Source organism: Bradyrhizobium sp. ISRA436, from assembly GCF_029910015.1.
Taxonomy (GTDB): domain Bacteria; phylum Pseudomonadota; class Alphaproteobacteria; order Rhizobiales; family Xanthobacteraceae; genus Bradyrhizobium.
Genome location: NZ_CP094520.1, coordinates 245,841 through 257,871 on the forward strand (window position 1 = coordinate 245,841; position 12,031 = coordinate 257,871).

The 12,031-nt window shown below is 60.0% G+C and carries 10 protein-coding genes and 1 pseudogene; 8 read left to right on the forward strand and 3 right to left on the reverse strand.

Annotated features, from left to right (window positions below):
- The first annotated feature begins 339 nt into the window (after positions 1-339).
- The 5 genes from MTX23_RS36095 (at position 340) to MTX23_RS36115 (ending at position 4,394) form a co-directional block, all read left to right on the forward strand.
- Entirely contained in the window at positions 340-1,977 is a 1,638-nt protein-coding gene (locus tag MTX23_RS36095) for a hypothetical protein (protein ID WP_280978454.1), read from the forward strand.
- 52 nt (positions 1,978-2,029) lie between these two features.
- The gene (locus tag MTX23_RS36100; protein ID WP_280978453.1) at positions 2,030-2,500 is read left to right on the forward strand and encodes an FMN-binding protein; all 471 of its coding nucleotides are present in this window, start codon (positions 2,030-2,032) and stop codon (positions 2,498-2,500) included.
- Positions 2,481-3,392: an FAD:protein FMN transferase gene (locus MTX23_RS36105; protein ID WP_280978452.1), complete on the forward strand. Its 912-nt coding sequence runs from the start codon at positions 2,481-2,483 to the stop codon at positions 3,390-3,392. Before MTX23_RS36100 ends, MTX23_RS36105 begins: the two co-directional genes overlap by 20 nt.
- The gene (locus tag MTX23_RS36110) at positions 3,382-3,801 is read left to right on the forward strand and encodes a hypothetical protein (RefSeq protein ID WP_280978451.1); all 420 of its coding nucleotides are present in this window, start codon (positions 3,382-3,384) and stop codon (positions 3,799-3,801) included. The genes MTX23_RS36105 and MTX23_RS36110 overlap by 11 nt, the downstream gene beginning before the upstream one ends.
- Before the next feature lie 119 nt (positions 3,802-3,920).
- Positions 3,921-4,394 (forward strand): hypothetical protein, encoded by a 474-nt coding sequence (locus MTX23_RS36115; protein WP_280978625.1) that lies wholly within the window; start codon positions 3,921-3,923, stop codon positions 4,392-4,394.
- 966 nt (positions 4,395-5,360) lie between these two features.
- Here the strand turns inward: MTX23_RS36115 and MTX23_RS36120 are convergent.
- The 3 genes from MTX23_RS36120 to MTX23_RS36130 form a co-directional block, all read right to left on the reverse strand.
- Positions 5,361-5,579 (reverse strand): Flp family type IVb pilin, encoded by a 219-nt coding sequence (locus MTX23_RS36120; protein ID WP_280990762.1) that lies wholly within the window; start codon positions 5,577-5,579, stop codon positions 5,361-5,363.
- 1,140 nt (positions 5,580-6,719) lie between these two features.
- Entirely contained in the window at positions 6,720-7,340 is a 621-nt protein-coding gene (locus MTX23_RS36125; protein ID WP_280978450.1) for a helix-turn-helix domain-containing protein, read from the reverse strand.
- 124 nt (positions 7,341-7,464) lie between these two features.
- A complete protein-coding gene (locus MTX23_RS36130; RefSeq protein WP_280978449.1) occupies positions 7,465-7,719 on the reverse strand; it encodes a hypothetical protein in 255 nt (84 codons plus the stop codon).
- A gap of 383 nt (positions 7,720-8,102) precedes the next feature.
- On the opposite strand from MTX23_RS36130, the gene MTX23_RS36135 reads away from it, so the two are divergent.
- The 3 genes and pseudogenes from MTX23_RS36135 to MTX23_RS36145 all read left to right on the forward strand — a co-directional run.
- Complete coding sequence (locus tag MTX23_RS36135) at positions 8,103-10,658, forward strand: EAL domain-containing protein (protein ID WP_280978448.1); 2,556 nt, start codon at positions 8,103-8,105, stop codon at positions 10,656-10,658.
- Between the two features lie 147 nt (positions 10,659-10,805).
- On the forward strand, positions 10,806-11,102 hold the full coding sequence (locus tag MTX23_RS36140) for a TadE/TadG family type IV pilus assembly protein (protein ID WP_280978447.1): 297 nt from the start codon (positions 10,806-10,808) through the stop codon (positions 11,100-11,102).
- Positions 11,103-11,522: 420 nt separating this feature from the next.
- A pseudogene (locus MTX23_RS36145) lies at positions 11,523-11,814 on the forward strand (transposase); the annotation flags it as partial.
- Positions 11,815-12,031: the final 217 nt, after the last annotated feature.

Sequence of the window (12,031 nt, forward strand, 5' to 3'; positions counted from 1 at the left end):
GAACTGCCGCGGCTGCATCTAGGATAGCCCCGCAGCAGGTTGCTAAGAACTCCTCATACGACAGACGATTTCAAATCCGGGTTTGATACCGCTTCTCAGAGAGTCCGTTTTTCTTGTCCTGATAAGCGACTTCGCCGCTTTTGCCGAGCCTCCGCGCGAAATCCATGGACTCTGTCGGGCCTCGGCTTGTTTTTCTTATTCTAATTCCAAAATGGAGAACTTCTAACCGCTGTCTAGCTCTTAGTTAGACTGCCAGAAACGTATCGAAAAACTTCTCTGTGGTGTTAGGTGCGCCCGATTGTCGCGGGTCTTCGTTCCGCGGCTCGAAAGGGGGCGGGCATGCTGTCGCGGCATTACACGGACTTGGACGCAACGAAATTCAGACCGGGCCTTAGCTCGAGGCGCGCCGCGCTGCTCGCGGCGACCGCGCTGTCGATCTTCAGCAGCGGCAGTGTCTTTGCGGCCGAAGACCGCGCGAAAGAGGCACTGCTGAAAAAGCTTGACAAGATGGAGCAGCGCATCCAGGCGCTCGAGGCCGAGTTGAAGCAGAAGGACAGCCGCGCGCAAGCCGACGCCGGCACCAAGTCGTCATCGCGGCCGGCGTCCATTCGGAGCGCCAACGCGGCGACAACGTCCACTGCTGCGAAGGGGACGACGGACGCAAAGCAGGAAACTAAGGGCACGCCCGAAGCCCCGTTGTCGGAGCCGTCGGCCAAGCCGATGCTGAACCTCTCGCCGCTGCCGTCGGCGGGTGACAAGCCCATTCTCGGGCTCGCCGACTCGCCTGTGCCTGGCCTCAGCATAGGCGCCTACGGTGAAATCAAATTCGGTTCCGTACAGACTCCGGCCGCCAACGGCCAGTGGCAGAACGGCTTCGACGCCGCACGCTTCGTCTTACTGCCGACCTATGCCATCACGCCAAACATTATCTTCAACGCCGAGATCGAGTTCGAGCACGCTGGCTCCGGATTCGACAATGACGACAAGCTGCACGGCACCGCCGAGATCGAACAGGTCTGGATCGATTTCAAGATCATCGATCAGTTCAACGTGCGTTCACCGGGTATCGACCTCGTGCCGATCGGATACATCAACCAGCATCACGAGCCGACGAAGTTCTACAGCGTGAACCGGCCCGAGCTGTACAACGGTCTCATTCCGTCGACCTGGACGGTGCCGTCCAGCAGCGTCTACGGAACCATTACCGAAGACCTGAAGTACCAGGTGATGGTCAGCACCAGCAACGAGGACTTCGGCGATTCCTTCGACAGCCGGACCGCGGCCAAGACCGTGCCGCTTCCTGGCACGCCTTACGCTGCGGGTATCGATGGCCTGAACGGACTTGCCTTCTCAAGGCCTCCGCTCGGCGATTTCCAGCAACTCAACAACGCGGTCGCGGTCTCCGGACGGCTCGACTTCACGCCGCCATTCCTGCCCGGTTTCGCCGGGAGCGTCAGCGCGTATTATACGCCGAACGTGACGCCGCGCGGTGCGCATGACGATTTCGGCAATTTCCTCGGCCACTCGAGCATGGCGATGTTCGACGCCGAATTCCGCTATCGCGTCCCCGACACCGGCCTCGAGCTGCGCGGCGAATATGTCCGCGCGCAATTCGGTCATCCCGAGAACCTGCGCGCCAACAACGATTCAGATCCCACCAACAACGTCGGCAAGACAATGTACGGCTATTCAGGCGAGGTCGCCTATCACGTGCCGCTCGGGACCATCCTGAACAGCGAGTGGGAGGCGGTGCCGTTCTATCGTTACACCTACCAAAACCTGCAGGCCGGCGGCTTTGCCGGCACCGACGCCAATGCGCCGACCGGCGCCGGGCAGCGACAGTATCATACCGCCGGCTTCGCGCTCTTCCCATCGCCGAAGGTCGCGCTGAAGGCGACCTATCAGCACATCATTGACAAGAGCATCGCCGGCGCGATGTCGGACTCGTTCCTCGGCGGCGTCGGATTCTTCTTCTGAGATCAGCGCCGGTGAAAACAGGCGATCGAAAGCAACGGGAGTTTGGTGAGAGATGACGTGGGTTCGATATACGCTGCCGGCCGCGGCGATCGTGTCGGTGGCTTCGCCTGCCTATGCCGTTCGGTATCTGTCGATCGCGGAGGCGCAGAAGCAGGCGTTTCCGTCAGCGACGCAGTTCACCGAAGTTCAGGCGGGACGCGTCTGGAAGGCTGAAGCCGGCGGCAAGGTCGCGGGCTTCTTCATCATCGACCGGGTCATCGGCAAGCACCTGTTCATCGACTATGCGGTGGCGCTGACTCCAGGCGGCGCAGTGCATAAAGTCGAAATCCTGGAATACCTGGAATCCTATGGCGGTGAGATCAGAAGTCCGAGCTGGCTAACGCAATTCGTCGGCAAGAGCAGCGGCAGCGCATTGAAGATCAACGGCGACATCCGGAATATATCCGGCGCGACGCTGTCCTCGAGACATGTCACCGAGGGCGTGAAGAGGATACTGACCGCCTATGCCAATCGCCTCCGATAGGACCTGCCGCGCGCGGCCGCTGCTCGGTACCTTTGTCGAGATCGAGGTCGCAGCCGCCACCGGGCCCAAAACGGATGCCGCGATTGACGCCGCATTCGATGCCGTTGCAGAGGTTCATCGGTTGATGAGCTTCCAGGAACACAACAGTGACGTCAGCCGGCTCAATCGAGACGCTGGCGCGCGCTCGACGCGGGTTCACGCCTGGACGTTCCAGGTCCTGGAGGCGGCGGTCGAGATGCATCGGCGCTCCGGGAGCGTTTTCGACGTCACCGTCGCGCCGGTATTGCAGGCCATGGGTCTGCTGCCTGGATTGGATGGCGATCCGGTCACCATGTCAGAACGGCGCGTCACCGATACGATCGAGCTTTCACTTGAACAAACAGTGCGCTTCCGATCACCGGCGATCACGATCGATCTCGGTGGGATCGCCAAGGGCTTTGCAGTCGATCGCGCAATCGAGGTGTTGCGTCGCTTCGATATTCCGGGCGGCATGGTCAATGCCGGCGGCGATCTTCGGGCATTCGGACAGGGGCCGCGCACGGTCCACCTGCGCGATCCCCGCGACCCGCTCCGCTTGCTGGATCGTATCGAGCTGACCGATGAGGCGCTGGCATCGACGGCACGTCGATTTGATCTGGTTGATGGCGCAGCTCCGGGTGTATCGGCGATCATCGATCCCTCTGCTGGCAAGCCGACGGGTGCCGTTGCCGGCGCTACGGTCCGCGCGCCGTCATGCATGATCGCCGATGCGCTCACGAAGGTCGTCATGATCTCCGGGACGGGCGCCGGCGACTTGCTGGCGCATTACGGAGCGAGTGCCTTGTTGATCTCGGTCGATGGGGAAGTGCAAATCACGTCCGACTGGCCTCAGGCGGTGCACCTTGCCGCTTAAGCGTCCATTTCGCTATTCAATCTACGCAGCGTTCGCGGTGCTGGCCCTGACGGGCGCTGGCTGGCTCGTAGCGGATTGGCAAAAGAACATCGCCGGCGACGAGATCTGGCAGCAGGCCGCGGCCACGATGCTGATGGTGCATGGCGGCGCCGCCATGCTGGCGTTGTTGCTGCTGGGCGCGCTGATTCCAGTGCACCTGCTGCGCGCCTGGCGGAGCCGGAAGAATCGCATTTCCGGATCGATCATGGCGGCGTTCAATGCCGCCCTGATCGTGACCGCCTTTGGGCGGTACTATCTTGGATCGGAGGAGGTGCGGCCCTGGATGAGCTGGCTCCACCTCTCGGGGGGATTTGTCTTTTCCGTGATGCTTCCACTCCACGTCTGGCTGGGTCGACGGGAGTTTTGGTGAACCGTGGTGTTATTCGGTTTGCTATATTGGCTCTGACGCCATTTTGGTGCAGCTCCGATTAATCTGCTCCGATTAGTCTCGGATGGTATACGCGCCAGACGTCGCTCGCCGATGCCGAATTGATCGAGTCCTGGAAAACGTTCAAGAAGACCGATGTCTTCTGGCGAAGGATGACGAGGGACCTGCGGTTGGTTAGTAGCGAGGTCGGGATGCTGCCGCGAATGTTCTTGCTCGATGGCGACGTTGCGCGCTTGCGGCGCTGGCATTATCCGGTGGCGACAGTTCGCCAGCAGCACGGGCTTGTCGTGCAGCAGCGATTTCGGAATGGGTCCAATAGCATGGTCTTGAGATTGCCTACCGGAGGATGCCGAGATAGCTCGGCATCGATCTCGCTTTTCTCTTCATCTCTCAATTCGGGCAAGGCTGGCACCCAGAGCAGTGTCGGGATCGTGGTCGGTCAACCCAACCTGAACATCAAGATCGATCGCGAAAAGACGATGCGGTACGGGCTCAATACCGGCGACGTGAACACCGTACTTCAGGCGGCGCCCGGCGGCACCAACGCCACAACGTTGCTGGAGGGCGATCGCTAGTTTTAACAAGCCATAGAGCCGCACGAGAATCAGCAGTAGGCTGATCGGCACCACGAATGCCGGGCGCTTCTTGGCGAGCTCGAGGTCCTCGAATTCGCCGGCTCAGACGATGCGATATCCGGGCGGCAGCTTGACGCTCCTCCCGATCCGTTCCTGCAGCATGACACACCGGCCGTGCACGCCGCGATCAAGTCAGAGATGGCCGCCAAACAGAGCCTCGATCTGTTTCAGAAGCAGCTCATCCTGGGCCCGGTCAAGTAGGCGGTGCTGCTGACGGCGGAGCAGACCTATTTCAGCGCGGTGATCACGCGAGTGCTGGCGGAAGCCGCCTGGCTCTCGGATATTGCGACCCTGTTCATGGCGCTGGGTGGTAGCTGGCCGACCACTTGTCCAACCAGCGACTGGCGCGCTTGCGTGTTTGACGAAGCGAAACCAGCCAGGACGTCACCAACTCCTGAGCGAGCTCTGAGGGACTCATTGTGGAATTCTATATGACGAAGCGAATATCACTGATCGGTGCACCAGGACTCCTGGCCGCCACTCTTGTCATGAGCCCTTAGTTCGTCACCGACCAGTCCGGACAGCTCTACTACAATTACAGCAAGCCGCGGCCGATGGCCGATGCTCCTTATTATGATTGGAGCGGATTCTACGTCGGCGTTAACGGCGGCGGCGGCTGAGGCCGATGCGCTCGGATGACTTCATGGGCAGTCTTCACAACGTGAAGGCAAGAACCAGCAGGCCCGAGCAAAGCAGCACGAGGCCGGCCGCGGTCCGTGCCAAGAAGCTGCCGGAGACAACGTCATGAATGCGCATGAAGCCACCATCGATCGCGTCGCAGAAGACAGAGCAGCCAGGATGATCAGTCGCGTGATCCCTCAATTCCTCATGCACCGTAGCATTCTTGCTCGGTCACCTCATCGCTCCGAGGAACCAGCGAGGGTCTTCTCGACAATATGTCGCCCATCAGTGCGGTTCACGCGCGAGATTCAACTCATCGAGCTGATCGGTCGACACGTTGGATGACGGTAATGAACTGCAAGCCACGTTCCGGCCGGCACCAAGACCATTCAGCGCCAAGACAAGAGGAACGGAACTCGCGGCAGCGACCAGGCCGCACTCAATGAAGGTCGCCCCCCTCTTGTCCCGCCACAAACGCAGAAGAGGAGATGACTTCATTGCCATGCCCTTTTTCCCACACGACGTGCAGGCACTCGTGCAGGACGACTCCTCGTCAACGCTTCGCGGGATGTGGAGCACTCAGTCTGAGCTGGGCCGCGCAGCCTGCCCTTTGCCAAGATGCCGCGCAAGCGATCGCCACTTACCATGCGCGCGTTCGTCTCACCTTCGTAGAGTACGATCGATCCCATATCGCCGCGCTGTTTCCATCTGGTCAACGCACAAGGTTCTGATATGAACGTTAGCTGAATCGGGGATCTATGAAAGCAATAGGTAGGTACGTAATGTACCGAACGCACCTTGAATCGCTGCCCGTAACGCTCTGACTTTCATCCGGACCGAGACGCGGACAGATTGATTTGCTGGCGCCGTCTCCTTTCATCAAATTAGGACAGTCGACTTCGGGTATATTCTACCCTCTGCAGGTTTATAGACCCTCGCTGCCCCGTGCCGCTCTCGGGACAGCCTTTGCCTGCGGCGGCCCTGTCGTGTTCTCGGCGCGGTGGGGCTGTTTGCCTGGATGCTCACGGCGCCTTCATTGCTGAGAGCAAGCTGCTTTTGGCACATTCGACGGCGGCCCGCTCAGCTCGGCCAACAAAGCGACAAGACCCGCAAAGACGCAGTCCCAGTTGCGTTGCGTTCTGTTGCGTCGCGTTCTTGACTCGCAGGCAACCAGTATGGCTCCATTAGCAGAACTGGCGGGGTGATCATGCACATTAACAATGCGCCTCAAAGTGACAGGAACGAGAAGAAGATCGCAGCGCGGCGTACACGCAACAGGAACGACCGCCCCTGGACCGCGGTTGAAAGGCACAAACTGCGGGGATTGATTGACCGAAGACTGCCGGCAAGCACGATCGCGCGAACTCTCAGGCGACCGTTGGCTTCGATCACAGATATGGCGACTAACCTAGGCTTGCTCTTGAACGACGAGTAGGCGGCCGTCTCTAGCCGATAGCAAGGCTCGAAAGACAAACGAGCCAACGAACACCTGTTGCCCTCAATTGCGTGAAGACGCGCAGCTCGAATTCCTTCTCAGGTTTCATCGCACAGCAGGTGCCCCATCTTCCCGACGACACGTATCGCTTCTTTTCTGCCCCCGTCCCTCGCACTGAAACGGTGGATTAGTATGCCCGGGCGGCCTGGTTAGTCCGTCAGCTCTTTTGCTGCGGCCATGGACTCGGGCGACGCATACGCGCTTGAGACAAGCTTGTAACAGCAGCATGCCTTTTGCTCGAGGGACTCGCGTCGATCGATCTGCAACACGCCACGCATCTTGCGAATCAACCCTTGTTCTTCAAATCGGATGAGCGTCTCCGTTACCCCGGCGCGGCCCATTCCCAAGACGGCGGAAAGGTCGTCATGGGTAACGGACAGCACGCGGGCGTCAAGAGCATCACTCGCCAAACAACGCCAGGATGCGAGCCGCTTCTCGCGATCGTGCCGCACGCCGCACAATCCTGTCTGAACGCACTGAAACGTCAGCGCTTGAACGTACCGAAACAGATGCTCTCGGCACTCCGGACGCTCCTTCATCACCCGACGCAACTCCTCGACACGGATCCTGTGCGCTCTTCCCGGAAAGAGCACGACCGATTGATGCGTCGAAAGATGGCTTCCCCACAAAAGCGAAGCGCCGACCACACCCCGATATCCTATGACCGCCGTTTCAAGCATGCTTCCGGCCGCGACAATCCTCAAGGAGACGAGGCCCGACTCGACGAAATAGACGTGCTCGACGCACCTTTTCGGCTCGTGCAGAACCATACGTTCTTTCAGGATGATCGGCTCAAGGCATTCCCCTATTGCCGCGAGGTCCTGCAGAGAGAGACGCGCCAGAATCCCATTCTTGGCAAAGCACCGCGTATGAGGACGCACCGCAACACCACCGCTACGGCTTGCATGGCACCGATGTGCCGCGGGCCTCCACAAAGAATGACCCCGAAGACCGCGCCGCTGCCAGCATCCGCTGACAGTTCTCATACCCCTTCAGCTTGTCGGCGACCGTCTTCTTGTTATCAATCACCCACTTGATGCAGTCGTACGACCAGTCCCGACACAACCTGACACCGTCCGCCGCTTGTGCCGAATTGGTAGCAGCGCAGACGATGCCGGATGCAATGCACGCGATCGCAATCTTCCTCATTTCGATCCTCTATTGCCTGCCGAGTTTATGCCGGTTGCACCATACCAAAGCGTCGGCATACGGATGCGATCGGCTTGCCCTCAACCTGACAGAGTTGGCGCGCGGTTATGTTGACAGATCGCGTTGGTTATAGGCGTGCAACCACCGTACGGAGCGGACCAATGTTCACGCGCTCCACAAGTGTGTTCTCTCATCGTGCATAGAGGCACGTGTCGTACTCGCCGGTAACGAACAAGCGCGACACCATAGCTGACTTCGAGCTGACGCATCGTCTATTCGTTGCAGGCCGATTTTTTACATCAAATTAAGCCGACCTGAGTTTTGATATCGCTCGGGCAGAAAGCTTAGGTACCGCAGAAAGCGTCGGTTTCGGGGGACCTGTCATGGGTGCTGCCAAGACGCAAGCCGCGAAAACAAATGCGGATATGTTCGAGGACGTGCCCGTCCTGCAGCGCAAGTGGCAGACCGCGCTCAAGCCCGGCCAAAACCTGCCCCACTATGAAGACGTGATGCAGGACAGCCTCGGGCGGCTCGCCGATCATATCGTGCTGTTGAAGTGCGAGAGCGATGAGTTCACCGTCTCGCGCACAGGCCGCTATGCGCAGCAATGGCTGGACCACGAGCGTTGGGACATTCCGATGCCGACGCTGTCGCCGGATTGCGCGGCCGTCCTGACCGAAGCGGCCTCGAATGCGCTTACAAACACCCGTCCCTATCTCGCGACCGCCCAATGCGTGCGCGACGGCAGAGTCCGGACGTATGACGTGCTGGCGCTGCCGACGTTGTCGCGCTGGGGCGGCACGCTGGTCGGCGTCTACGTCAACGAGCGCGGCGTACAATACAATCTGCTCGATGCACTCTTTTCCACGACCGATGACGGGGTGATCGCGCTGTTGACCATTTGTGATGCGACGGGACGGCCAACCGATTTTCAGATTGTGCATCATAATCAGGCGGCCGCGAGACTGCTCAAGGTGGCAGAACGAAGCCTGCAGTGGCAGCATCTGAGCAATGGAGGCCATCTGCTCTGTTCGGAAGCGGTGGTGGCGCGGCTGCGCGCTGCGATTGCGAACAACCAGCGTGACCAGTTCGAGATCGACAGCGAAGATCTCAACCTCCGGTTAGGGGTGACGGCCTTCGGCGACATTCTGTCGCTGACCATTTCTGACGTCACGCCCTTGAAGCGGCGAGAGGCCTCGTTCCGGCTGCTGTTCGACAGCAATCCGATGCCGATGTGGGTGTTTGATCCGGAGACGATGGCCTTCCTGCAGGTCAATGACGCGGCAGTGCAGCACTACGGCTATGCCCGCGAGACCTTCGTGAAGATGAAAGTCTACGAGATCTGGCCGAGGGACGAGTGGGTCAGCCATACTCAGGCGCTGCAGCAACTTGGCGATGCCTACCAGAAACGGCACTGGCGCCATGTAAAAGCCGATGGCAGCGAGATTTGCGTGCTCACCTTCGGACGGCGCCTCATGCTCGACAGCCGTGATTGCTATCTGGTTGCGGTGGTCGACATCACTGAACGACGCAAGGTCGAGGCCCGCATCGCGTATATCGCACGCCACGATGGATTGACCAACCTGGCGAACCGCGCGCTCTACCGGGAGCGGCTACAGGAGGTGCTCGACAGCAGCAACGCAGTGGGCAAACGCGTTGCGGTGTTGTGTATCGATCTCGACCTGTTCAAGAACGTCAACGACTCCTTCGGTCATCCCGCGGGCGATCGCCTGCTGTGGCAGGTGGCCAACCGTCTGCAGACCCAGGTGCATGGAAACAATCTTGCCGCACGGCTCGGCGGCGACGAATTTGCGGTGCTCCTTGGCGCCGACACCTCGCCGAACCAGGCGAGCGATTTTGCCGCCCGGCTGATCCGGACGCTGAGCGCGCCCTATGAAATCGACGGCAATGAGGTGGTGATCGGCGCCTCGATTGGGATCGCGCTCTCGCCAGGGGACGGGGCGACCGGCGAAGAATTGATGCGTAACGCAGACATTGCGCTCTATCGCGCCAAGCAGGATGGCCGCGGCGTGCACCGCTTCTTCGAGCGCGAGATGGCGCTCCAGGCGCAGAAACGCCGCGACATGGAGCGAGATCTGCGTGCCGCCTTCGCCAATGGCGAGTTCGAGCTGCATTACCAACCGCTGATCGATATCGCGACCGACCAGATCTCTGGCTTCGAGGCGCTGCTGCGTTGGCGCCATCCGGAGAAGGGCATGATCTCGCCGGCGGAGTTCATTCCAGTCACGGAGGAGATCGGCCTGATTGTTGCGCTTGGCGAGTGGGTGCTGCGCGAGGCATGCTCCGAAGCGACGAAGTGGCCGGCTGACGTCAAGGTTGCCGTCAACCTGTCGCCGGTGCAATTCCGCAGCCGTAACCTGGTGCAGGTGGTGATTTCGGCGCTGGCAAATGCGGGCCTGTCGCCGAAGCGGCTCGAGCTCGAAATCACTGAGTCGGTGTTTCTGGCGGAGACCGAAGCCAATCTCGCGATCCTGCACCAGCTACGCGAGCTCGGGGTAGCCATTGCCATGGACGATTTCGGAACCGGCTATTCCAGCCTGAGCTATTTGCGCAGCTTCCCGTTCGACAAGATCAAGATAGACCGTTGTTTTGTGAAGGATCTCGGCGAACGCTCCGACTGCGTCGCCATTGTGGCCGCCATCACGGACCTCGGCCGCCGGCTCAACATCACAACGATCGCGGAAGGCGTGGAGACCATCGAGCAGCTCGATCGGCTCCGCGCCGAGGGCTGCAACGAGGTACAGGGATTCCTGTTCAGCGGCGCCAAGCCGGCCGCTGAGGTGGGGCAGTTGCTGCTTCGTTTTGGGGCGCGTGGTCGAGCAGTCGATGGGGCTGGATCCGTTCCAGCGCGCGGTGTTCGGGTTCTGCAATCGCCGGCGCGACCGGATCAAGCTGCTAATTTATGGTCAGGCTGTTGATGCCAGCCCGGAAGTCAATCGGCTCGTGGTGACGGTAGATCCGAAGATCAGACGCCAGTCGGAACATCGCAACGCCCCCGCGCTTCAATCACCGCCGACAGCAACTGCGCGTCGCCGCCTTCCAGCGAAAGCGTCACTGAGTTGACCATGCGGCAATTCATCAAATCATTGCGCGCCACCGAAACGGGCAAGACCGTGGTGGAGTTTGCCATTGTCGCGCCCGTCCCTGTTGCCTTGCTTATCGGCACGCTGACGCTCTGCCTCGGTCTGCTTCTGATTGGAAGTCTCCATTACGCCGTGGAAGAGGCCGCCCGCTGCGCATCGGTCAAGACCGCAGCTGCGCTGACCCGGCAACGACCATTGCATATGCGCAAAACCACTACTACGGTCCAAATCTCTCACCCAGTTTCACCTATGCCACCGCAGCCTGCGGCAACTCCGTAAGCGCGGCGGTCAACTATTCGATGAACGTCGGTTTCAAGACGTTCGTGATACCGATGTCCGCGGCCGTCTGCTTCCCGTGAAATTTGTCGCAGAGGAGCCAACAGCAAAGCAGAATCCAATATGGCTAGGGCTCTCCCAATCGTCCGCTCAACCATGCCTGACACGATTAGGCGGATATTCGGATTGTTGCCCTCACCGATCGCAACGGTCGCCTCCTTGGAAGCGATCGACGTAGCTCCCCCCAACTTGCTCGATCTATCGGTCCACAAGATCAAGACCTCGGCAAGCTGGTTGGAACTATCTGCAGCTCGATCTGGCACGCTAATTTTGCCTTAAATCTGCGATGCGAGAACGCGATCGATAGGCAAGTCATTGTTTTAGATGCGGCGCGTTTAGCTGCCTATACGATGCGATGGGTGAGGCGCCTATGTGGGCCTTGCGCCACGGCGTAACCAATCCGGCGAAACTGACCAACGGCGAGATATCTCGATGGGGCGATCGGCTTCTCCGAACCTACCTGTTCGAGGCCGCAACGGTCTTACTTTATCGGACAAAGAAATGGTCTTCCCTCAAGGCATGGGGCATGAAGCTCGCAAAGCGGATCGGTATGAGGAAGGCAAAGGTCGCCATTGCCCGAAAGATCGCCGTGATTTTGCACTGCATCTGGGTCGACGGCACATCGTTCGAATGGGGGCAGGCGAAGCCGGCCTGAACTTCTCTTGCAAGCTCCTGGTCCGGTCCGCCGGGCCGGCGATGTCCCGCTGGGACGGTGGTCGTGGTGACCTCGGTCAATCGGCTGGTGGCAGCTCGTCCGCACGCCGCTGCACACGTTGAGGCGCCCGATCCGGACATCATCATGAGGCGCTCTGTGACCTCGGAAAGGACCATGACCCCAGCCACGGGCATCAACGCGATCGCGTCGAGATTTA